Origin of the sequence: Herpetosiphon geysericola (genome assembly GCF_001306135.1) — a bacterium.
Classification (GTDB): domain Bacteria; phylum Chloroflexota; class Chloroflexia; order Chloroflexales; family Herpetosiphonaceae; genus Herpetosiphon; species Herpetosiphon geysericola.
In genome coordinates this window covers 382,362-404,994 of record NZ_LGKP01000035.1, presented here as the reverse complement: position 1 = coordinate 404,994, position 22,633 = coordinate 382,362, and the positions used below count along the sequence as shown (strand labels likewise).

The 22,633-nt window shown below is 51.7% G+C and carries 18 protein-coding genes; 8 read left to right on the top strand and 10 right to left on the bottom strand.

The features are described from left to right. Positions 1-25 precede the first annotated feature (25 nt). From SE18_RS22470 to SE18_RS22445, 6 genes are all read right to left on the bottom strand, one after another. Positions 26-838: a cytochrome c oxidase assembly protein gene (locus tag SE18_RS22470; RefSeq protein ID WP_054536713.1), complete on the bottom strand. Its 813-nt coding sequence runs from the start codon at positions 836-838 to the stop codon at positions 26-28. Between the two features lie 4 nt (positions 839-842). Continuing rightward, positions 843-1,175: a cytochrome C oxidase subunit IV family protein gene (locus SE18_RS22465; protein WP_054536712.1), complete on the bottom strand. Its 333-nt coding sequence runs from the start codon at positions 1,173-1,175 to the stop codon at positions 843-845. Between the two features lie 25 nt (positions 1,176-1,200). Further along, positions 1,201-1,827, bottom strand: a complete 627-nt coding sequence (locus tag SE18_RS22460) for a cytochrome c oxidase subunit 3 (RefSeq protein ID WP_054536711.1) — start codon at positions 1,825-1,827, stop codon at positions 1,201-1,203. 59 nt (positions 1,828-1,886) lie between these two features. Further along, positions 1,887-3,734, bottom strand: a complete 1,848-nt coding sequence (ctaD, locus tag SE18_RS22455) for a cytochrome c oxidase subunit I (RefSeq protein ID WP_054536710.1) — start codon at positions 3,732-3,734, stop codon at positions 1,887-1,889. 9 nt (positions 3,735-3,743) lie between these two features. After that, positions 3,744-4,823 (bottom strand): cytochrome c oxidase subunit II, encoded by a 1,080-nt coding sequence (gene coxB, locus SE18_RS22450; RefSeq protein ID WP_054536709.1) that lies wholly within the window; start codon positions 4,821-4,823, stop codon positions 3,744-3,746. Between the two features lie 414 nt (positions 4,824-5,237). Then, positions 5,238-5,465, bottom strand: a complete 228-nt coding sequence (locus SE18_RS22445; RefSeq protein WP_152976724.1) for a hypothetical protein — start codon at positions 5,463-5,465, stop codon at positions 5,238-5,240. A 284-nt stretch (positions 5,466-5,749) separates the two neighbouring features. Between SE18_RS22445 and SE18_RS22440 the strand changes: the two genes are divergently transcribed. The 7 genes from SE18_RS22440 (at position 5,750) to gatB (ending at position 16,415) form a co-directional block, all read left to right on the top strand. Further along, on the top strand, positions 5,750-9,379 hold the full coding sequence (locus tag SE18_RS22440) for a WD40 domain-containing protein (RefSeq protein WP_054536707.1): 3,630 nt from the start codon (positions 5,750-5,752) through the stop codon (positions 9,377-9,379). Between the two features lie 83 nt (positions 9,380-9,462). Further along, a complete protein-coding gene (locus SE18_RS22435) occupies positions 9,463-9,699 on the top strand; it encodes a hypothetical protein (protein WP_054536706.1) in 237 nt (78 codons plus the stop codon). 170 nt (positions 9,700-9,869) lie between these two features. After that, a complete protein-coding gene (locus SE18_RS22430; RefSeq protein ID WP_054536705.1) occupies positions 9,870-10,415 on the top strand; it encodes a helix-hairpin-helix domain-containing protein in 546 nt (181 codons plus the stop codon). An 8-nt stretch (positions 10,416-10,423) separates the two neighbouring features. Then, complete coding sequence (locus SE18_RS22425) at positions 10,424-11,731, top strand: DEAD/DEAH box helicase (RefSeq protein ID WP_054536704.1); 1,308 nt, start codon at positions 10,424-10,426, stop codon at positions 11,729-11,731. 218 nt (positions 11,732-11,949) lie between these two features. Beyond that, positions 11,950-13,452, top strand: a complete 1,503-nt coding sequence (locus SE18_RS22420; RefSeq protein ID WP_054536703.1) for a DUF790 family protein — start codon at positions 11,950-11,952, stop codon at positions 13,450-13,452. Between the two features lie 240 nt (positions 13,453-13,692). Further along, the gene (locus SE18_RS22415; protein ID WP_054536702.1) at positions 13,693-14,664 is read left to right on the top strand and encodes a BtrH N-terminal domain-containing protein; all 972 of its coding nucleotides are present in this window, start codon (positions 13,693-13,695) and stop codon (positions 14,662-14,664) included. Positions 14,665-14,963: 299 nt separating this feature from the next. Next, the gene (gene gatB, locus SE18_RS22410) at positions 14,964-16,415 is read left to right on the top strand and encodes an Asp-tRNA(Asn)/Glu-tRNA(Gln) amidotransferase subunit GatB (protein WP_054536701.1); all 1,452 of its coding nucleotides are present in this window, start codon (positions 14,964-14,966) and stop codon (positions 16,413-16,415) included. 65 nt (positions 16,416-16,480) lie between these two features. Here the strand turns inward: gatB and pulA are convergent, their stop codons facing one another. Beyond that, positions 16,481-19,156, bottom strand: a complete 2,676-nt coding sequence (gene pulA / locus SE18_RS22405; RefSeq protein ID WP_054536700.1) for a pullulanase-type alpha-1,6-glucosidase — start codon at positions 19,154-19,156, stop codon at positions 16,481-16,483. A 73-nt stretch (positions 19,157-19,229) separates the two neighbouring features. Continuing rightward, entirely contained in the window at positions 19,230-19,976 is a 747-nt protein-coding gene (locus SE18_RS22400) for a response regulator transcription factor (protein WP_054536699.1), read from the bottom strand. Between the two features lie 263 nt (positions 19,977-20,239). Here SE18_RS22400 and SE18_RS22395 point away from each other — a divergent pair, with 263 nt between their 5' ends. After that, positions 20,240-21,268: an N-acetylmuramoyl-L-alanine amidase family protein gene (locus tag SE18_RS22395; protein ID WP_054536698.1), complete on the top strand. Its 1,029-nt coding sequence runs from the start codon at positions 20,240-20,242 to the stop codon at positions 21,266-21,268. 91 nt (positions 21,269-21,359) lie between these two features. Here the strand turns inward: SE18_RS22395 and SE18_RS22390 are convergent, their stop codons facing one another. Continuing rightward, positions 21,360-21,914 (bottom strand): hypothetical protein, encoded by a 555-nt coding sequence (locus SE18_RS22390; protein WP_054536697.1) that lies wholly within the window; start codon positions 21,912-21,914, stop codon positions 21,360-21,362. Positions 21,915-21,971: 57 nt separating this feature from the next. Continuing rightward, on the bottom strand, positions 21,972-22,613 hold the full coding sequence (locus SE18_RS22385; RefSeq protein WP_054536696.1) for a cyclase family protein: 642 nt from the start codon (positions 22,611-22,613) through the stop codon (positions 21,972-21,974). Between the last annotated feature and the right edge of the window lie 20 nt (positions 22,614-22,633).

The window sequence follows — 22,633 nt, the reverse complement described above, 5'->3', positions numbered from 1 at the left end:
CCAATGCGCCTTGCATAATTATGTTTTACTGGCGGGCTGCCGCTTTTTGGTCGGCGATGCTTGGCAGGCTTTGTTCTTCGTCCTCGCGATTCATCCACTTGAAAAAGGCGATGGTAATTGCTAGGATAAAAATCGAGCCACCAGGAATCCACATAATTAAGGCCCCAATTTGTTGATCGGCGATGGCGCTAATGCCCCAAATCCGTGGCGCTAACTCGTAGGTTGGGTACAACACACTATCTGCAAAGGTAATCAACGCGCCCAAAATCGTTGGGATAATTGAATTCACAAAGTAATACAGCATTTGCACCGGATACGATGCGCGTAATTCTGGCAAGGGTATTAGCGATGGTGCCCAGAGCAAAATTGCGCTGCCCATCATCATTTGATGTTCGAGAATGTGCACAAGCTCGTTGCGTAGGGCCAAATCGTAAAATTGGGGAAAGTGCCAGCCATTGAAGGAAATATTGAAGGCACTAAATGCAACGATTGGATTCACTGCAAAGCGCACAATGCTATAAACCCAGGGCAATTGCACCAAAGGCCGCAACAACCACTCAGGAATGCCAATTAACAGCATGGGCGCGCAAAACATGGTCAAAATCATATGTTGAACCATGTGCATCGTAAACAGATAGCGATCTGCCCACAACCCAATTGGCGACATAATCGATAAACCTAAGGCCAACAAGCCGCTTAAGAAGGCAACAGCCTTCCCAACTGGGAAAGCTGCTGGCCCACCGAGGCGCTTGCGACCTGGGCCAACTGCCCAGAGATAGCCAACCGTTGCGGCGATTAAGCCCAAAAACAGCGGCCAATCAAGCGTCCATTCGTTCATTTGTTTACCATAACTCTGGCTGGAACAGGGCAAAGAAGCCAAGCATCATCAACAACACACACACAATTGGGAACACAAACAGCGTCCCAAACATGCGGCGATCGCCTTTAAGGTGCATATAGAACATCATTACAATTGCACCCTTGATCGTCATCAAGCCAAGCAACAGCGCGACTTCGACTTGCTTAACCACAATTTCAGCTTTATTGATGATTGGAATCGCAATTTCAATCCCAGTCATTACCAACAAGATAAAGAAGATAATCACATACAACTTAGCGTGGCTGTGATGCGCTTCGTGTTCAATTGGGGCGTGTTCATCATGACCGTGGGCCATTATGTACTCCTTGGATAAATAATGGTTAGATCAGATAGATTACGGTAAAAATCAAGACCCACACCAAGTCGACAAAGTGCCAATACAAACCGCCTAGCTCGACGGCCATATAATTGCCAGCATTGTAGCGCTCAGGGTGGCGAATTGCCGAGACCAGCAATGATACCAGCCAGACGACCCCAACCGCAACGTGGGTTCCGTGGAAGCCCGTTACAAAGAAGAAGGTCGAGCCAAACATCATATTTTTGATCGTCACCCCTTCGTGGACAATGTGATAGAACTCGTACACCTGACCACCCAAGAAGATCACACCACATGCGATGGTGGCCCCCAACCAGAAGCGGAAACGCTTTTGATTGTTGGTTTTGACTCCATCAAGTGCTAACACCATGGTCAAGCTACTGGTCAACAAAATGAAAGCCAGAATCGAGGTCAAGACATTATCGCCAAACAAGTTGCGAACGCCAGTAACATCAAGGTTGGCTTTGCTTGATGATGGTGCAACGACCCCGCGCATTGAAAGGTGGGTTACAACCAAAGCTCCGAAGAAAAATACTTCCGAGCCAAGGAACGTCCACATACCAAGCTTGCGTAAATCGAGGCCGCGCCCAGGATCATTTTTATCAATATCGCGCACGACTGCCTGTGCCATAGGTTCTCCCAGATAACTAAGCCCTGCGCCAACCTACCATCGGCGCAGGGCAATTTAGCTTACAGCACCGGATCTTGGGCAATTTCGCCGACCCAGCGATTCATGCCGACAAAGGCAATTGCCAAGGCCACCAAGATAATTGGAATCCCAATCAATGGGGCAGAGGCGAGATTGAGCATGCCATAGGCGAGCACAAACAAGCCAAATGAGAAGATGATTGGCGCATATGACGGCGGTGGCAAGTGGGGATGAAAATCGTAATTGATCGTCATGCCACGGCCTTCGCCGCTATATTTGTTATCCCACAAGGGGCGACGGCTATGCACAATGTACTCAACATCGAAGTTGTGGGCTGGAGGTGGCGAGGTCGTCGCCCATTCCAGGGTTGCTGCATCCCATGGGTCGTTGCCCGCAGGAGCGCCCTTGCGCAAGCTAATAATGAAGTTGACGATAAAGACCAAAGTTGCAAAGGCAATACAAAATGACCCAATCGTTGAGAGCAAGTTGTAGAAATCCCAACCTTGGTTTTGTTGATACGTCCAGACCCGCCGTGGCATGCCTTGCAACCCAAGCATATGTTGCGGGAAGAAGGTCAAGTTAAAGCCAAGCAGCAGAATCCAGAAGTGCCATTTGCCAATCCGCTCGCTCATCATCTTGCCAGTGATTTTGGGGAACCAATAATAGGCGGCCCCGAACAAGGCAAAGACAGCGCCACCGAACAGCACATAGTGGAAGTGGGCAACCACAAAGTAGCTATCGGTCACTTGCAAGTCGAATGGTGCTGCGGCCAACGAAACCCCGGAAATCCCGCCGATCACAAACATGGCGATAAAGCCAAGGCTGAACAGCATCGGAGTTTTGAAGCGCAACTCACCACGCCACAAGGTTGCTAGCCAGTTGAAGATTTTGACCCCGGTTGGAACAGAAATCAGCATCGACGCGGCAGCAAAGAAAGTGTCGGCAATCACGCCCAAGTTGGTGGCAAACATGTGGTGTGCCCACACAGTAAAGCCCAACACACCAATTGCAACGCCTGAGTAGGCTACAAACTCGTAGCCAAAGATTGGCTTGCGTGAGAACACTGGCAACATTTCTGAAACCACGCCGAAAGCGGGCAGAATCATAATGTACACTTCGGGGTGACCGAAGAACCAGAACAAGTGTTGCCACAAGAGTGGGTCGCCACCAGCAGCAGGCAAGAAGAAGTTGGTGCCAAAGTTGCGGTCGAAGAACAGCAACGTGATCCCAACCGTGATGCTTGGCAGGGCGAAAATCAACAAGAATGAGGTAACGAAGCTCATCCAGACGAACAATGGCATCCGATTAAAGCGCATGCCTGGTGCTCGCAACCTGATGATCGTTACGATGATGTTGACCGAGCCAGCCAGCGAGGAAACCCCCAACAACTGCAAGCCCAAGACCCAATAATCCATCCCTCGGGTAACCGAGTAGGTGGTTGAAGTGAGTGGAGCATAGGCAAACCAGCCAGCATCGGGAGCGCCGCCACCGAAGACAAAGCTTGAATACATGACGATCCCGCCGAACAGCAAGAGCCAATAGCTCATGGCGTTCATGCGCGGGTAGGCCATATCGCCTGCGCCAATCATCAGCGGCACAAAATAGTTCATAAACCCAGCGTTAATTGGCATAATTGCCATAAACACCATAGTTGTGCCGTGCATCGTAAAGACTTGGTTATACGCTTCTGGGGTCAGGAGCGCATTTTGGGGCGTCCCTAGCTGCAAACGAATGAGCAACGCCTCAAGCCCGCCGATTACAAAGAACAAAAAGGCAGTCACTGCATACATGATGCCAATTTTTTTGTGGTCGACGGTGGTGATCCATTCCAACCAACCCCGCCGTTGTTTGGCTGGGGCGTGATGGAGGGTACTTACGTCAGTAGCCATGCGGCCCTCCTACTGCTGACCTTTAACACTGGTGCCAGGATTGAGGCTTTCCAGATAATCGACCAACTCATTAATTTCGGCTTCGGTCAGGGTATCGGCCTTGATGGCGGTGGTCATAATGTTGCCACGCTTGACTGCATCAGGGTCGTCTAACCATGCATAAAGATGTTCGCGGGTATTATCGACGGTGCCAGCGGCAATCGTCATCCGGCCCCCGAAGTGAGTCAAATCGGGGCCGGTAATCCCGGCAGCATTGGTGCCACGCACCACGTGACAACCAATACAATTTTTGGTAAACGATTCAGGCAAGGTGGTATTAACCGCTACTTGGCTTTGCTCGGTTGACCATTTTTGGAAGTCGGCGGGGCTAGCCACAACGACCCGCATTTTCATGTAGGCATGTTGGCCGCCACAGTATTCGGCACATTGGCCCCAGAATACGCCAGGCGCGCCATCGGCTACATCATCGGCCTTGAACCACAAGCCGCTTTCGCGATTGGGCATCACGTCGCGCTTACCTGCAAGCCCAGGAATCCAGAAGTCGTGGATTACGTCAACCGAGGTCATTTTCACGTCGATATAGCTTCCTGAAGGAATCCATAACTCGTTAGCAGTGACCAACGGCTTCCCGTTCGCATCCTTAATATCAGGATACTGGAATTCCCACCACCACTGATGGCCGATAACCTTGACATTCAAGGTATTACCAGCAGCTTCGTCTGGCATAAACTCGATTTTGCGAATCGTGTCGAAGGTGAAGACGAAAATAACAATCGCGATAATTGCTGGCACGATTGTCCAAGCAATTTCAACCTTCGTATTGCCATGAATCTGTGTGGGAACCTGCGAACTATCCTTTTGTCGATACTTGATGATCGAAACGATCAACCAGGTTTGTACGATCAAAAAGACCACAACGCCCAACCAAAACAACAATTCCGAGAGATTGTAAATTGCGCGGGTGCTCTCGCTTGCTGGGTTCAGGGTCGTTTGAGGGGTCTTTTGACCGCACGCTGCCAGTACAACGCTTCCAAGCAACAGGGTTGCCGTTGGGCGCAGCAGAGCCTTGGCAGGCGAACGATTGGGCATCCATGCCTCCTTGCTAAGACCGTGTTCTCCAAATCGTGGTTGGCACCGCGAACATCCGCCACCAAGCCAAACGATTGGCCTTTCCACTACTACTAAATCAGAGTCAACCCCACTCAAACCGCCCACGCGCAATCTCGTGGTGGCATGAACTTGGAGTTGGGGGAGTTACTGGTTCGCTATCACCCCAATTGTACACTGTTATCAAAAAGTCTCAAGTTGACATATGGATAGGTACAGGGCTGCGATTTGGTCGCTAACTGGGATAGTATCAAATCTTGCTAGCGCTGTCTAAATATTTTGCGCGCAATTTTTGGCCCAATCTTGGCCACTAGCCCACGAAGGCTATTTTTTAGTCACGAATTGCACGAAGCATGGCTATAGGCTTTGGGCTATGGGTTAGTGATTTTTGATCTTTCATCCCTCATCCTTTTCGTTGGCCACAGATTGGCACAGATTTTTAGGATTATGCTCTCGCCAGCCCAAAGCCAATAGCCCATAGCCATCGGTTCCTCTGCGCCGCTGCGTTAAAAATGTCATCCTGATTCCTATTTTGACTTCTGACTTCTGATTTTTGATTTTCACCTCATCATCATTTCTCCTCCCTTCCGTCCCTCCGCTGGAGGGAAACGCCGGGGTTTTCATCCCCCAGCACCCCCTCATGTTTCTCCGTGGATTGTGAGTATGGTTCTATTCCCCCTTCGTGCGCTTCGCGCTCTTCGCGGTTCCTGACCCTTCGTGCTCTTCGTGCGCTTCGTGGATTAAACCTTCGCGGTGACTCCCCAATTAACCCGTTAAACTACGGTTAAAAATAGTACTTTGGCACTAGCCTTCTCGCTCTTGAAGTTCTACGAGCTTGCATCTATCATTCAGGCATAATTCGTTACTACCGAGCTTGATATTTTTTCCAGCGCAGAATGAGGTTTGTCATGACAAACGCTGTTTTATCGTTGCCTGTTTTTCATGCAACCGAAGGGCTTGGCGCATTTCTGGGCGATTTGCGTTCATGGGTTTTTCGCTCAAAAAATCGGGCTGCCCGCCATTTTGGGCTGGCGCATACCACGATTATGCGCTATGAAAATGATCAAATTTTATGCCCACTAGGCTATATCGCAGCCCTCGCCCAACTGGTGATCGATCAGTTGGATTTACCGCCCTACCAGCGGGGCTTGGCTGAACAGCAGTTGTTGGCAACGATTCAGTTCGCTCTCAGCGAGTATGCAATTGATTTCGCTCCACTGGCAACTTGGCAGGCCTTGCAACAACTGGCCAACGCCTACTTGGCCGAGGTGCAGCAACAAAAGCAGGAGCAAGCCAAAACTGGGCCGTTGATGGGCGTGTTGCACGATTGGGGCGATGCGCCCGATGTGCAAAATTTTGTTGGCCGCGAGGATGAAACTGCGACCTTGGTGAAGTGGCTGCAGCTTGACCGTTGCCGCTTGGTGGCAATTATTGGGCTGGGCGGCATGGGCAAAACCAGCCTTGCAACCAAGGTTGCCCAACAAGCCCAAGATGATTTTAAAGTGCTTGTTTGGCGTTCGTTGCAACAAGGCCAACATGCAAATGATTTTCTCTTGGAATGCCTACATCGGATTATTCCCAGCCCCAATTCGGCCTATCCCGCCCAATTTGAGCAGCGTTTAAGTGTCTTGATTGATTATTTGCGCACCACTCGCTGCCTATTGATTCTCGATAATATTGAGGCAATTTTGCAGCCCAATTATCCAGCTGGGCGCTATCGCGAGGGCTACGAGCAATATGCCCAACTGTTTCAGGCAATTAGCGAACGTGCCCACGAAAGCTGTTTGATTGTGACCAGCCGCGAAAAACCCTATGAGTTCAATCGGCTCGAAGGTGTACACACCCGCTCAATGGTGCTCACTGGTTTGATCCGCGATGATGCTCAAATGTTGCTCGATAATCAGGAGTTGTATGGTACGCCGCAACTCTGGCAGGAACTAATCAAGCATTACACTGGCAATCCGTTGGCCTTAAAATTGGTTGCCCAAGTGATCAAAACCATGTTTTTTGGCCAAATTGCCGAGTTTTTGCAGCACGAAGAGCTGATTTTTGGCGATGTGCGCACAATCTTAGCCCAGCAATTCGAGCGTTTATCCGACCAAGAACAAGAATTATTGTATTGGCTAGCAATCGAACGCCACACCGTCAAATTGGCTGAACTGAAGCACGATTTGGTGCGCTCGAAATATCAACATATGCTGCTCGAAACCCTTGAATCGTTGCTGCGCCGCTCACTCGTTGAGCGCCACCAAGATGGGTTTATGCTGCATAACGTAGTGCTCGAATACACCACCGACCGCTTGATCGACCAGATTGCCCAAGAATTGCTTGATGGAACCCAAGGGTTGCTCTATCGCCACGCGCTAATTAAAGCCAATAGCCTCGATAGCATTCGCGAGCACCAAAGTCGGGCCATTTTGCGGCCATTGCTGCACCGAATTTTTGTCGAGCTTGGCCAAGAACGCTTGTTGACGACCCTGCGTCAATTGCTGCAAACGATGCAAGGGTTGAGTACGTTGGAAATGGGCTATGCGCCAGGCAATATTTTTAATTTGCTGGTTGAACTCAAGGCCGATCTTAGCCAATTTGATTTTCGGCATAAACCATTGTGGCAAGCTAATCTGCGCGGCCTCACGCCCAAACAGCTCGATTTGAGCTATAGCGACCTTTCGCGCACGGTGTTTAGCGAACAATTTGGCCCATTAATTGCCCTCGCCCGCGATCCCGCAGATCGGTTTTTGGCCGTCGCTACCGCCGATGATGAGTTAATCGTTTGGCAAAGCTTGGATCTGCGCAAACTCTGGCATGTGCCAAGCAACCACGATGGCGTGCGCACGCTGAGTTTTAGCAGCGATGGCCGCTATCTCATTAGCGCTGGCAACGATGGCATCATTCGCTTGTGGGAAGCCAGCCAAGGCCACAATCCACGGATGTTCGTTGGCCACACCCAGCCAGTAATTGGCGTGGTGGTTGCGCCGCAATCGCAGCAGCTGATGAGCGCCAGCAGCGATGGTGAGTTGCGGGTGTGGGATCGGCTGAGTGGCAAATGTTTGCAAACAATCAATGTGCATAGTGGCGGCCTCAGCAGCATTCAATTGAGCGCCGATGGTCAGCTTTTGGCAACCGCTGGGATTGATCGCCAAATCAAGCTCTGGCATGGACAGCATTTGCGCTATCAAAGCACGTTAACGACTCATCACGAGCCAATTCAGCTCTTGGCATTCAGCCCTGATACCACAATTTTAGCTGGCACTGGGCTTGATGGCGATGTCTATCTGTGGGATCTTCAGGATAATCAGTTAATCACCAGCCTAGCCAACGATGATCGCGTGTTTGATTTGCAATTTAGCCCTGATGGCGCCAATTTGGCTACTGCTGGCATCGATCAATGTATTCGGGTTTGGCAAGTCCAAAGCGCCAATTTGACCCATATGTTGTATGGGCATCAGCATTGGGTGCGGGCGTTGCGCTACAGTCGCGATGGCGCGCGGCTCTATTCGGTGAGCAGCGATCAAAGCCTGCGAATTTGGGAGCAAGCCAGCGGGCGCTTAATTCACACGCTGCAAGGCTATCGCGGCGGGGTGCGCAGCCTCGCATTAAGCCCAAATAACGCTTTATTGTTTAGTTCCAGCGAAGCGCAAGCTGTCACATTATGGCAACTAACTGAGCCATATTATCACCTCAATTTACCACCAGAAACCAATAATGGGCGCGAATTGGCCTATCATCAAGCCAGCCACAGTTTGGCACTGAGCAAAGAGCAGCTGATTCAAATTTGGGATTGTCAGCGCTTGCAATTGACCATGATTTTAACTGGCCATCAGGGCTTAATTCGGGCGTTGGCCTTTCGGCCCGATGGCAGCATGCTCGCCAGTTGCAGCGAAGATCACACGGTGCATATTTGGTCGCTGCCGCATGGCCACATTAGCCATGTTTTTGCTTGCCACGATGATTTGGTAACAACCTTGGCCTGGAGCCACAACGGCAATTTGTTGGCGACTGGCAGCGCCGACCAGACAATTCGTATTTGGGGCATTAACGAACACAGTTGTGTTGGCTTATTGGCGGGCCATAGTGCCAGCATCATCAGCCTGAGCTTTAGCCCCAATCAACGCCATATTGTTAGTGCGGCAACAGACCAACAGGTACGAATTTGGGATCTCAGCACCGAGCAATATGAGATTATCGCCTTGCATAAACCAGGCTTACTCAAAAAAGTGCAATGGTCGGCGGATGGGCGTTGGATTGTGATTGTAGCTGGTTCGTTGGCACTAATTTGGGATTGGCAGAACCGCCAAATAGTCCAGCGTTTTGAGCATCTGGCAGCCTTGGATAGTGCGTACCTGAGCGCTGATAGCCAACTGTTAATCACTGGCGATCAGCAAGGTACGATTACGATTTGGGATTTAGCCACCGGCAAATTGCGCAAACGGCTGCATGGCGACCACCCCTATCAAGGCCTTAGCATCAAGCAAGCAACTGGCCTCAATCCAGCAGAACAAGCAAGTTTGCTCAATTTAGGCGCAGTGATTAAGTAGCGGTTATTCACATCTACACCCCATGTTCTGGTACAATCGGCGGCGTTGCAAAAAATGAAGCTGATTCATGAAAGGAACGGTCAATGCCGAATTATCTCTATGATCTCGAAGCCCAAGAGCTAGCCAACGGCGATTGGGCTTTGCTGATTCATTGTGAGGCGGCGTATGCCCAGCTTGTGAATATTGCGACCCCACATTTCAGCATCGAACGGCGCTTTGATGCAACTGGCTATGCGGCGGTGACGATTCCGCGCCAGCTTTTTAATGGCATCAAGGCTGGCGATTTAGAGATTCAGATTCAGCCCAAAAGCAGTTTGTGACGGTTTTTGTCACATGCTCAGGCTATACTTTGCTTACGTTAACGACCTCTATGAATCGGTCAGATCAACATAATAAGGCTTGCGATTAAGCTTAAATGTAGTATAATTAGCACAGATGTTTCATCACAGACACAGTACGTTTGAACGAGTAGAAAGCTTTGGTGATAGCCATGAATAATCGCGCAATTGCCCAAATTCTGTTTAATATTGCCACGCTGCTCAAGCGTCAAAACGCCAATCCCTATCGAGTGCGGCGCTATGGCGAAGTTGCGCGGGCAATTCTCCGCCTACGCCATTCCCTCACCGAACGCGCTTTAGCAGGCAAGCCGTTAGGGCTCAACAAACTTGGGGCCAGCCTCACCCGCAAAATCACGGTGCTTGCAGCCCAAGGCCAATTAGATTTCTACGAAGATCTGTGTGCCTTGCTGCCAGTGAGCCAACAACGCTTGCTCAAAATTGCTGGCATTGGGCCAATTTTGGCCGAACGCATCAGCCAAGAACTGGGCGAGCTTGAGCTTTCGGCCTTGTTGCGCGAAGCAGCCTACCAACGGCTGACCGCAATTTGGGGCGTAGGCCCGCAACGCGCCGACCTAATTGTTTCGAACATGTTTCCCGACGATCCACCACCACCAGCCAATGCAGCCCACAGCGCTCGCAGCAGCAACATCATCTATACCCAACCAACCTTATGGGAGTATGGGCAAAAAGCCGCCTAGGAGGATGCATGACTCGAACTGCCACCCAAGAAGAATGGCTGCTCGACGAGGCAAGTTTGCTTGATGCAAGCCTGCTTGACGAACCAGATGAGGATTTGCCCGAAGTTGATGTCAGTTTGCAGGGCGGCTTCAAAGCCAAATTGCAATTCGCCCCGCGTCCCTACCAAACCGAGGCTGTCGCTGCTTGGACGGCCAACGAAGGGCGTGGGGTGATTGTGCTGCCAACCGGTGCTGGCAAAACGATCACCGCGATGTTGGCAATTGCCAAGCTAGGCTTGCGCACCCTGATCGTCGTGCCCACGATTGAATTGCTCTACCAATGGCGCGACACCGTGATCCAAACCTTGGCGCTCGATCCCAAATTTGTGGGCGTGGTTGGAGATGGCCAGCGCGAATGGCGGCCAATCACTGTCATCACCTATGCTTCGGCGGCCATGCCCGATGCCCCGCTGGAAAATTTGGGTTTGCTCATTTGCGATGAAGTGCATCATTTGCCTTCACCTGCCTATAGCACAATTGCCCTACGCAGCCGCACGCCCTATCGCTTGGGCTTAACTGCCACGCCCGAACGCAGCGATGGCGCGCATTCAGCACTCGATCGCTTGGTTGGCAAGGTCGTCTATCGGCGTGCACCCAACGACTTAGCCGAAGAAGGCCATATTGCCAAATTCCGCGAAAAACGAATTTTAGTCGATCTGACCGCCGATGAATTAGTGCGCTACGAAACCTTAATGACCACATGGCGCTGGTTTTTGGCCAAGCATCGGCATAAATTGGCTAGCGGTGGTGATTTCTTTGGCGAATTGATTCGGCGCTCTGGCAGCGATCCCCAAGCCCGCAATGCCTTACAAGCGCAGCATCAAGCGCGCATGATTGCGCTCAATGCCGAGAAAAAGCTTGAGCATGTTGGCCAATTGCTCAGCCAGCATCCCAACGATAAAGTCATTATCTTTTCTGAATACAACACCTTGGTCAACACGATCAGCCGTCAGTTTGCCATCCCCAGCATTACCTATCGCACGGCGGCTGATGAACGTAAATCGATTTTGGATGGCTTTCGGTCTGGACGCTATTCTAAGTTGGTCACGGGTCGGGTGCTCAACGAGGGCGTTGATGTGCCTGATGCCAACGTGGCGATTGTGGTCAGCGGTTCAGCCACTGCCCGCGAATATATTCAGCGCTTAGGGCGGGTATTGCGCAAAAAACCCGATGAAGCCTTGCTCTACGAGTTGGTTACCCGCAACACCAGCGAAGTTCAGACTGCGCGCCGCCGCAAAAAAGCTGTGGCCGCGCATAATCAGCAGAGCAATAGTTAAGGATGAAGGATGAATTATGAGGGATGAAGGCTCACGATCAGGGATTAGGATTTAACGCAGAGGCGCAGAGTAGCGAAGGATGAGGGATGAGGGATGAAGCGTAAGGCTTTGGAAAGAGAAACCTTCGCGATCTTCGCGTCCTTAGCGGTTATAGCCCTTCGTGCCCTTCGTGTTCTTCGTGGATCAATCAGCTTAGCCTTTGTAGCATTGGAATAATTATGTCATTTACACCAGCCGATTTCAAATATACCAGCCGCAATGGCGAGCTTGGCCGCCAACTCTACCCGCACCAATTGCGTGATGATCGCTACTTGGCCGCGATTGAGTATGCGATTGGCTACTACGAGCAGATGCTTGGGCGGGCACGGCGCGAATTTGAAGCCGCCACCTTGCTGGAGTTTTTCGGCGATCCCAAGTTGGCGCGTGGCTTGGTGGCATGTTTACGCCAAACCTATCGCTGGCATCAGCCCCAAATCGCCGAAGTGCTCGATCAAACTACGTACCAACAATTGGCCGAACGTGGTTTGCGCAATTCAGCCGATTTTCGAGCCTTGCTGTATGCCTATGCCAATCAAAGCACTGGCTTCATTTTGCCCAGCGAACGTTGGCCTGCAGTCAACCAACTAGCTAGCGAGGTGGGGCTAACCGCCAGCCAATTTGAGCGGGTGCTCTACCTTGATGATGAGCAAGAAGCCTTGTTGGTGCGCAGCGCCGAACGCCCAGAGCCAAGCGCGATTGTGGCGCTATACAATTTTCATTCGCTGGAAACTGGCTTGCGCAATTGCCGCTCACTGCAATTACGGCTTGATGGCGATATTAATGCCTTGGCAGTTTCTGCCCATAACTTGGCCCAGCGTTATAATCTACGTTATGAATTAAGCGAGCCTGAAGATTGTATGGCTACGTTCGTAATGTTGACCTTGCATGGAGCCAAAGATGCGCTTGGCAATTGGACCCGCACTGGTCGGCGGATTGCCCGCTGTGCGTTGCGCTTGCTGGCGGCGCATCCCAACACTGCCAGCGAAGGCCTGATTCAGGTGCATATGCAGGGCAAAAATAGTTTGGTTAAGCTTGCGAAGCGCGAGTTAACCGTACTTGGTGGCACAGCTCGCTATCAACATAACACCAGCGGCGATAGCTGGGAAACTACGCTCGAACAGCAATTTAGCCAAGCTTGGAGCCGCTTCGTGAGCAAAGGCAACAATGCAGGTTGGCGGATTCGCCGCGACCCAGTGCCATTTAGCTTGGCTCATCGCTTGTTAGTACCCGATTTTATTGCCCAACGTGGCAGCGAGCGGATTCCGATCTTTGTGCCTGCTACCGAAGCTATGGCAGCGAGTTTGGCGCAACGCTTGGTCGGCCAACCCAAAGTTTTGGTTGTAGTGGCGAAAAGCTATCAAAGCCTGTTGCGCAATTGCCAAGTTGCCAAAGTGATTTACCAAACTACGCCCGATATGCAGGCAGTGTTGGCGCAACTCGAACAACTTGCCCCAGCCCAACAGCCAGCAGATCGCTGGAGCCGCTTGGCGTTGCGCTTTGATCAAGCGGGCTTTGTGGCCGAAGCCGAGCTTTTGGCAATTTTGGAGTGTCGCAACGCGGTAGAAATTGGCTTGGCGCTGCGTGGCTGGCGCGAAGGTACAGCCCAGTATGTGCCAAATCTTGGCCTATTTACGCCGCAAAAGCTGCGTGAATTGGGTAGTATGCTTGGCAAAGCCGCCTAAAAAATTAAGGTTTGAGCTACTTCTGCTTTCGTTAGTTAAGGCAGAAGTAGCTGCATAATCCACGCGTAGAATCATGGATTATTGGCTTGGCTCATGACTTTCACCACCCTTCCGTCCCGCCTCAAGGCGGGAGACACAGGGGGTTTTCATCCCCCTGTACCCCCTAATAACTATTTTGTGGATTATTATTAGCCAATACTTAAGACCCAAGCTCAATAGAATGTTAAGTGATGAGGATTTATGCTGGCAATCAAACCATTCATCGGCCAACACTGTGAGACAACCACCAATGGCACATTGCTGTATCAGCAAGGGATTGAGCTTTCGGAGCCGCTGCTATTTGGGCTTGGCGAAGGGCTTGGTTTTATTTTTTGGCACATGAAATCGATGCCCATGCCCTTCATCGGTGGGAGGATAAAGCCCGACCAACTCACCGACAACCTCGTCAGACATCTCAACCTAACGATTGAGCGCCAAGAAACCAGCTCACCAAATAAAGCATGGGCAATCGTCAAAGGCTGGCTTGATCAAGGCCAAGCGGTTGGCTTGAAGCTCGATTGTTTTTACCTCGAATATTTCAGCAACCCAATTCATTTTGCTGGCCACTACGCCGCGATCTATGGCTACGATCAACACAACGCCTACTTGGTGGATACCCAACAACAGGGCAGCGAAGTTCAAACATCATTAGCAAGTTTGGCCCAAGCCCGCAATGCCAAAGGCTCGATGGCCTCGAAAAATCTGGCCTATACGCTCAAGCGTGGCGCTGAGTATGATTTGGCCCAGGCAGTGCGCCAAGCAATTCGCAACAATGCCCAAGCCTATCTCAACCCGCCAATTACCAACGTAAGCTACAAAGGGATTCACAAAGCCAGCGCCGCCTTACAACCATGGTTTGAAGCGTCTGCTGATGTTGAGTACGATTTTTGCACCACGGCAATGCTGATGGAACGCGCCGGAACTGGCGGCTCGCTGTTTCGCAAGCTCTACCGCGATTTCTTGGCCGAGGCTGCAACGATGATCGATGCCGAGCAATTACGTCAAGCTGAATCCAGCTTCGCTACAATTGCCGCAAACTGGACGGAAGTAGCAGCTTTGCTTGATCAAGCAGGCAAGCAGCGCGATCTAAAGCCAATTCAAGCAGCAAGCACGCTGATGAACCAGATTGCCGAGCAAGAATATCAAGCCATGCAGCAACTCGCTAGCTTGTAACTGTATTGGTTCATTGCGTTGGCAACCAGTGTATTGCCGCAATCCACCCCCATCGAGTCGGTTTTCGCTGTCCACCACGCATCCGCAGGTTCATCAATAGATGGCGTTTGGTCGCGTCGTGCCCTTGAGGGGGTGCAGGGGGCTTTAATCCCCCTGCGTTTCCCGCTGGCGGGACGGAAGAGTGGAAAAGGGACATGCTGGTTAACGTGATGAACCAGTACATGTAACAGCTTGCATAATCAGCCATGATCGGGCACAATCAGCGGGAGATTGTGCTGTTGTGTTGCCTCGGAGTTGCTATGAAATATACTGCCACGATTGGGCTAGAAGTTCATGCCCAAATTCTTACCAAATCGAAAATGTTCAGCGGTTGTAACGCGGCCTATGCCAGCGCTCCCGCCAATAGCTGTATCGATGAAGTCAGCATTGGCCTACCTGGCACCTTGCCAGTTGTCAATCAGGAAGCGATTCGCAAGGCTGCGCTGCTTGGTTTAGCGCTCAATTGCGAAATTCCTGAGTATTGCGAGTTTTCGCGCAAATCGTATACCTACCCCGATTTGCCCAAAGCATGGCAAATTACCATGTACGATAAGCCAATTTGTATCAATGGTGAGCTAGAAATTACCCTTGGCAATGGCGAAACCAAGCGGGTTGGCATCACCCGTGCCCACCTTGAAGAAGATACGGGCATGTTGCAACACGGCGATGAAACCCACTCGCTGGTCGATTACAACCGATCTGGCGTACCCTTGCTCGAAATTGTCAGCGAGCCAGATATGACCACGCCCGAAGAAGCTCGTTTGTATGCCACCAAATTGCGCCAAATTTTGGTTTTTTTGGGCGTCAACAGCGGCAACCTCGAAGAAGGCGCCTTGCGGGTCGATGCCAATGTTTCAATTCGCCCAGAAGGCCAAAAGGAATTGGGCACCAAGGTCGAGATCAAAAACATGAACTCGTTCCGCAACCTTGAGCGCGCCTTGGTCTATGAATTGGAACGCCAAGAGAAAATCCTGCGCGAAGGCGGCACGATTGTGCAAGAAACGCGTGGTTGGGACGACGCAGCAGGCAGCACGCTTAGCCAACGATCCAAAGAGCATGCCCACGACTATCGCTACTTCCCTGAGCCAGATTTGCCGCCGCTGGAGTTGAGCCGCGAGTGGGTTGCCAAGCGCCGCGCTGAGTTGCCCGAATTGCCCGATGCCAAATTTGCCCGCTATATCAGCGAGTTTGGCTTGTCGAAGCAGGATGCAGCCTTGTTGAGCGGCGAACGCGAAACCGCCGACTATTTTGAAACCATCGTCGCCACCGCTGGGGCAAGCAATGCCAAACCAGTTGCCAACTGGATTACCGGCGAGTTATTCCGTTTGATCAAGGATGGCGCAGAAACCCTTGCCGACGTTGCCAAACGCGTCACGCCAGCCAACCTCACCAGCTTGATTGAAGTTGTGGCCAAGGGCGAAATTGGCAGCACGGTTGCCAAACAAGTCTTTGAGGAAATGTATCGCTCTGGCGAGGCTCCAGTCGAAATCATCAACGCCAAAGGCTTGCGCCAAATTAGCGATAGCAGCGTGTTGAGCCAAGCTGCCCGCGATGCGATTGCCGCCAATCCCAAGGTCGTTGCCGACTACAAGAGCGGCAAATTGCCAGCGATTAAGTTCTTGGTCGGCCAAGTGATGCGCGCAACCAAAGGCCAAGCCAATCCCCAAGTGGTCGAGGAAGCGCTCAAAACTGAACTTGATACGCTGAATTAAGTTTGGTTAACTAATTAAGGGCAGCGCAATGAGTAGCATTCATTGCGCTGCCCTTGTGGTTTTAATTAGCGTTGTTCAACCCAAACCACACAACTAAATCCGGGCACGCTAATGCTGCCATGGCTGCGGTCAAAGCTGGCTTGCTCCAGCACAGGATCATAGCCATTGCGCAATAGCGGGTGCAACTGCAAATCGTAATGGCCAAAACTGGCATCGCTGTAGCTCAACTGCTGATGCGAGCCATTGAAGGCCACCACAATCCGACAAAATGGCGAATCGCAGGCTTCGCCAACCTCATCATCAAGCACCATCACCACCAAACCAACCACTTGTTCCGGCCCAGTGTTGAGAAACCAGAGTTTTTGCTTGATCAGCTCAGCAGTGCTTAGGCGAAATAGCTCCGAGCTACGCCGAATTTGGAGCATGGTTTGGAAATGAGCGTAACTGAACGCCATATCTTCGGGCGTTGGCTTGAGCGCAGGGTCGGCCAATAATGGAGCGACGGTTGACCAATGTTCGTGATTATCCGCCGAGGGCGGCAAGCCCGAACCCCAGGTGTTTTGCTGGCCCGTCCAATCAATCCGATTAAACCAATCGCTGGAGTTGTAGCTATTGCGATCCATCGATTTGGAGCGCAGCAGCTCATCGCCAGCGTGGAAAAACGGAATGCCTTGGGCCAAAGCGACCAAGCTCAAGGCCAAATTGTGCATGCGCACGCGATCGGCAATTGGCGCTTCGATGGGAGCCTTGACTTGCACACCATCAAACAGGGTTTCGTTATCGTGGGCTGAAACATAGGCAATATGATCATCTGGGCGCAACCCATAGGCCGCTGGCTTGCCATTAACATACAAATGGCCACCAATCGTCTGTTGGCCTTCGCAGCTGAGAATTGGATAATCGGCTAAGTTGCCAGCCAAACTCAAGCGCACCACGTCGCTGATGACTGCAACGTGATACGTGCGTTCGACCAAGGCTCGTTGTTCATAGTGATTGGGCCGATCGAGCAGGCCTGTAGCAAAGCCTTGCACTTGGAAGCCAACAAATGGCCCGCCACCGCGCGCCGCATCGCGCAAACGATCGCTAAACGTGCCTATGCCTGTGCCAGCCATGGCATGTTGGGTTGCGTTCTCGCCGCGCGCGCCATCGGCAACCTCGCCAAAATTCCAGCCCTCGCCATACAAATAGATCGCTTTGCCATCAACGCCATGCTCAGCGAGGGTCAAGCCATCGAGCATTTCGCGAATCGCCAGCATGTTACGTTTAAGGTGATGGCCCATCAAATCGAAGCGAAAGCCATCAACTTTGTACTCAACTGCCCAGGTGCGCAGCGAATCGAGCATCAATTTTTCCATCATATGCTGTTCGCTGGCGGTGTTGGCGCAGCAGGTGCTGTTGCAAACATTGCCATCAGCATCCAAACGATGGTAATAGCCTGGTACAACCCGATCGAGCACTGCGCAGCTTGCTTGGCCGCTCGAATGGGTGTGATTGTAGACCACATCCATAACCACTCGCAGCCCAAGCTGATTCAGCGCTTGCACCATCTCGCGAAACTCAAGAATGCGCGTTGCTCCATTGGAATCGGTGCTGTACGAGCCTTCGGGCGTGGTGTAATGGCGCGGATCGTAGCCCCAGTTGAAGCCATCGCGATCGCGAATTGGATACAGATAGGCTTGCTGCTCGCTCGAATCGGCGGGCAAACTAGCCAAATATTCAAAATCGATTCGCTTGCGATCTGGCCGATGCTCTTCAACCGTAGCAATATCGAACACTGGCAACAAATGCACATGGCTCAGCCCAGCTTTGGCCAACCGCTGAAGATGCTGCATGCCATTCGATTCCAATTGGGTGAAGGCTTTGTAGGTACCACGTAATTCTGCTGGCACACTGGGATCAGTAATCGAAAAATCGCGCACATGCAACTCGTAAAGCACAATATCGGTTGGCTTGGCAAGGCTCGGCTTGGCCAGTTTGCTCCAACCTTTGGGCTGCAAACCCTTGCTCTGCAAATCGACAATCTGCGAGTGTTGGCTGTTGGTCGATAAACTCAGCGAATAGGGATCGGTCACGCTATTGCGCTCGAATTGGCCAGTGCTAGGCACAAAAACATCAATTTCATACCGATAAAATTGGTTTTTCCAAGCAGGCTTGCCAACAACGCTCCAAACCCCAGTGCCCTCATCGAACTGCATTGGATAACGCTGCGGCTCCGTGGTTTTGGCCGAATCTGCATACAACAACAGCTCGACATTGCGCGCGGTTGGTGCCCACAAGCGCAAAGTTGGTATTTTCTCCTGATCAAAACTTACGCCAAGCTCGCCAGTGTAATGATACAAATCATCAAGCACCCCGGGAATTTGCAAGGCCGTAGCATCGATCAAGCTACGATCGTCGCTGTGATAGGCTTGCACCGCGACTTGCCCGCGCAGGATTTTCGCAACCAAGCCATGGTGCTCAGCAGCCAGCCGAAAAACCGGCAAGCCCTGCAAATGCGGAAACGCCGCCACCAAATCTGCATCGAGGCCTGGCAAATGGCGTTCGAGCGGCAAAACTTGGCCATGCTGGATGCCTTGGGCGGTGAGTTTCAACGAACCATCAAGCGAATAATGTACCTCATAGCGAGCATTGGGGAGCGCATGAATATTCCATACAATCGTATCGCGACGCACCCAATACGCCCGCAGCCGATCAAGCTGCCCGACGCTGGGCTGCTCTTCAACAACAGATTGATCTAACATCTTAAACTATCCCCCATAAACTGGGAAAACTCGTATGTATAGCACATTATATGCAACAAATTGCTAAATCTGCTTAATCGTTCCAACGAGTTTGCCACTGGCCATCGGGCATAAACACCCGCCCACGGCCTTCTTCATCCCAAACGATCAACTGGCGCTCATGAAAAATAATCGTTGCGCGGGTGCGCGCCACTTTTTCATCGGTGGTATTTTCGTTCAAGCCCCAAGCAGTATAAATTTGGCCGTTGATGCGACTGACCGCCCGCGCATCGCGAAAACCCAAGCGATGGGCAATTTGATCGTTGGTAAAGCCATGGGCCACCAAAGTCATTACCTCGCGCTCGGCAGGCTCCAGCAAATCGAGCGCCGATTGTTCATCGAGGTGACGCACCTCTTGCACACGGCTGGCAATATCGGGGTCGATAAAAGCGCGGCCTTGAAAGGCATCGCGCAAGAGCGGCGCAACCATCGCTGGTAGTAGATAGTTGCTTTTGCGCACATAAGCATAGTGGCTTAAAATTCCCGAACGCTGGAAATCGCGATAATAGGCATCGTCATCTTGGATCGAATAAAACACAACTGGAATCCGCGGGTGTTCGCGGCGAATAATGACTGCTGCTTGAATGCCATTTAATTCGCCAGCCAAGGCCACATCCATCAAAATTGCTTGCGGAATATGCTGGGCACACCATTCAATCGCATCTTCGCCGCTGCCAGCCTCACCAATCACACTAATTTCTTTGGTAGCATGTAAACCAGCCACCATCGCCGCCCGTAAGCTCGGGTGATCTTCAACCACAAGGGTTTGGATTGTCTGCATCGGATAATCCTTAGCCAATTATCATCAAATATATGTCCAACCTTAATCTTTGTGTCAAGCAATTAAGTGCAAAAGCATGTTAATCTTTTAATTATTGGGGATCAGGGATTGAGGATCGGGGGCTGGAAGGTTTATCTGCATTGCGGCAGAACCCAGCTCAAACCTCGTTAATGATTGAAAAAAATATGGCTCAGGCCATAGCTACCGCTAGCCAGTCCCCGACCCCCAACAACTAACCCCCATCCCATACAAGGAACCACCCGATGAAACGCTGGTCTTTGATTATTGGCACCTTGTTCGTCGTTGGCTGTAGCGATGCTGCTATACTTGTTGAAGCGCCCAAACCTGCTGCGGTGCAGCAAATTGCGATTGCTACCACGGCCCCCACCCAGGTTGTTCCAACGGCTACGCTAGCGCCCAGCGCTACGCCGGCCCCGCCAACCCAAACCCCAGTGCCAGAGCCACCAAGGGTTGGCATTCAAGTGGGCCATTGGCAAACCGAAGATCTCCCCGAAGATCTGGCCAAGTTCCGCACCTCAACTGGAGCGTTTGTTAATGGTATCTCGGAGGTTGAGGTCAATTTGCCAGTTGCCGAAAAAGTCAAAGCCTTGCTCGAAGCAGAGGGGATTACGGTTGATCTGCTGCCTGCAACCGTGCCAGTTGCCTACAAAGCTGATGCCTTTATCACGATTCATGCAGATGGCTCGACCAGTAGCAGCAGTCGCGGGTTTAAGATGGCAACGCCATGGCGAGCCTCAGAAGCCAGTTTATTGTTGCTCGATAGCTTGATCGCTGAATATGCAGCGGGCACAAACATGCCCCAAGATTCAGCAATCACGGCCAATATGCGCGGCTACTATGCCTTCAGTTGGCGACGACACCGCAACGCGATTGCCCCAACGACCCCAGCAGTAATCGTCGAAATGGGCTTTTTGACCAACCCAACCGATCGGGCGTTTATGCTCAATCAATCAGATGTTGTAGCCCAGAGCATTGCGAACGGCCTGTTGCGCTATCTCGCAGCCCACGATCGCAACGATCTTGAAGCCTTGAAAGTCATTGAGTATGCAATTCAGCGCCCAAAAACTGACGCTGTGCAGGTGTATGCAGCTCCTGATAGCGGCGCACGGGTGTTGTATACGATGGAAGCAGATCAGCGTTTTATGCCATTTCGCCAGCGCGATGGTTGGTACGAGGGCTTTGTGCGCGGCAGTTCAAATGTTGTAGGTTGGGTGCAGGTCAGCGCTATGCAAGGCACAAGCGAGCAACTGCCACCGCCAACCGATCGTTAGCAGTGCTCAGATCGTTGCCCACAAATCACCTCAACCCCACAGAAAAACCCCTCGTCCGCTTAATGGACGAGGGGTTTGTGAAACCAGGAGATCAGCTCGCTTGATTGGTGTCCGTCAAACAGAGCAACGTCCAGCGGCGCTGGCCATGATTGAATGTGGCAAAGCTGCGATCCCATAGGTTGGCATTGAACCACGGTGCCCATGCGCCTTCAATCCGACAAACCGTGGTCGTGGTGATTTCGCCACCGAGCATGGCCTCGACACAAACTTTGCTCATCGTTCGCGCATCGCCATCGCTAAATGGCGAGCTGGTGAAGGCGCCGCCGCTGACCAAGGCGTGGGTCAAGGCGCCCTCATATTCGTAGCCACTGTAGAAGGTTAGCGGCAGATCGCTAGGAACGGCGGTGGGCAATCCCAATTCGGGCAATTCGCGATTCAGTGTGGGATGGCTGAGAAACCGATAGATCTGGAGACTAATATCGGTGGGGTTGCTGGCAAATACTGCATCATAGGCCGCTGCATCGCTTGGCCGCACGCTGCGAAAAATCACGCCCCCATTCAGATACATACCACGCAAGGCTTGCAAAACAAGCGTAATCCGTGGATCGGTTACTGGTTCAACCACAAGATCAATGGTATGCACCATGGCAAAACTCCCGATAGTGCCACAAACTGGCTGTAGCAAGCTTGATTCGTCGATGAATTAGCGTGGTTGAAGCACTGCCCGCGCCGGAGCGCCATCGCTGCCCAAAATTTTCAAGGGCAAACAAATCAGGTTGTAGGCACCTGGCTCGACATCATTTAGGTTAATGCCCTCTAAGATACCAACCCGCCCACCAAGCAAAATGCAGTGCGTTGGATTGCCAGATTCAGCCTCGAATGGCTCGATTGAAAGATAGTCAATCGCGATCAAACGCAAATCGCGTTCAATTACCCAGCGCGCGGCACTGCTATCGAGTGCCCGAAAATCGCGATGGAAGCGTAATGGCTCCTCTTGCCAAAAAGCCGAATTGCTGGTTTTGAGCAACAGGCGGCTGCAATCGCTGGGCACATTGGCGGCGGCTAATTCCTCGCCAGTAATCGGGCCAGTGCCAGTTAATTCCACCACATAACAATCGCCAATAAAGCGATCAAGCTCCAAGCTTTCAACCGCCAAATCGTTGTTGATAAAGTGCAGCGGTGCATCGACGTGGGTTCCGATATGCACCCCTGTGTTGAGTCGCGTCACATTGCAAATATCGCCTTTGTTCATATCGGCGGCGCGTTTTTGCTCAATCGGCGGGTCGCCTTCCCACACTGGCAAGGCTGGTGAAATCGGCACGCTAATATCGATCAAATTTGCCATGGTTGGCTCCTTTAACAGCG

What these genes read in the sequence shown, in the direction of transcription:
- SE18_RS22435 (WP_054536706.1), top strand. Translation starts at nt 9,463, where the DNA reads ATGCCGAATTATCTCTATGATCTCGAAGCCCAAGAGCTAGCCAACGGC.
- SE18_RS22445 (WP_152976724.1), bottom strand. Translation starts at nt 5,465, where the DNA reads ATGAAAACCCCGGCGTTTCCCTCCAGCGGAGGGACGGAAGGGAGGAGA.
- SE18_RS22385 (WP_054536696.1), bottom strand. Translation starts at nt 22,613, where the DNA reads ATGGCAAATTTGATCGATATTAGCGTGCCGATTTCACCAGCCTTGCCA.
- SE18_RS22430 (WP_054536705.1), top strand. Translation starts at nt 9,870, where the DNA reads ATGAATAATCGCGCAATTGCCCAAATTCTGTTTAATATTGCCACGCTG.
- ctaD (WP_054536710.1), bottom strand. Translation starts at nt 3,734, where the DNA reads ATGGCTACTGACGTAAGTACCCTCCATCACGCCCCAGCCAAACAACGG.
- SE18_RS22400 (WP_054536699.1), bottom strand. Translation starts at nt 19,976, where the DNA reads ATGCAGACAATCCAAACCCTTGTGGTTGAAGATCACCCGAGCTTACGG.
- SE18_RS22425 (WP_054536704.1), top strand. Translation starts at nt 10,424, where the DNA reads ATGACTCGAACTGCCACCCAAGAAGAATGGCTGCTCGACGAGGCAAGT.
- coxB (WP_054536709.1), bottom strand. Translation starts at nt 4,823, where the DNA reads ATGCCCAATCGTTCGCCTGCCAAGGCTCTGCTGCGCCCAACGGCAACC.
- SE18_RS22395 (WP_054536698.1), top strand. Translation starts at nt 20,240, where the DNA reads ATGAAACGCTGGTCTTTGATTATTGGCACCTTGTTCGTCGTTGGCTGT.
- SE18_RS22390 (WP_054536697.1), bottom strand. Translation starts at nt 21,914, where the DNA reads ATGGTGCATACCATTGATCTTGTGGTTGAACCAGTAACCGATCCACGG.
- gatB (WP_054536701.1), top strand. Translation starts at nt 14,964, where the DNA reads ATGAAATATACTGCCACGATTGGGCTAGAAGTTCATGCCCAAATTCTT.
- SE18_RS22415 (WP_054536702.1), top strand. Translation starts at nt 13,693, where the DNA reads ATGCTGGCAATCAAACCATTCATCGGCCAACACTGTGAGACAACCACC.
- SE18_RS22420 (WP_054536703.1), top strand. Translation starts at nt 11,950, where the DNA reads ATGTCATTTACACCAGCCGATTTCAAATATACCAGCCGCAATGGCGAG.
- SE18_RS22460 (WP_054536711.1), bottom strand. Translation starts at nt 1,827, where the DNA reads ATGGCACAGGCAGTCGTGCGCGATATTGATAAAAATGATCCTGGGCGC.
- SE18_RS22440 (WP_054536707.1), top strand. Translation starts at nt 5,750, where the DNA reads ATGACAAACGCTGTTTTATCGTTGCCTGTTTTTCATGCAACCGAAGGG.
- SE18_RS22465 (WP_054536712.1), bottom strand. Translation starts at nt 1,175, where the DNA reads ATGGCCCACGGTCATGATGAACACGCCCCAATTGAACACGAAGCGCAT.
- pulA (WP_054536700.1), bottom strand. Translation starts at nt 19,156, where the DNA reads ATGTTAGATCAATCTGTTGTTGAAGAGCAGCCCAGCGTCGGGCAGCTT.
- SE18_RS22470 (WP_054536713.1), bottom strand. Translation starts at nt 838, where the DNA reads ATGAACGAATGGACGCTTGATTGGCCGCTGTTTTTGGGCTTAATCGCC.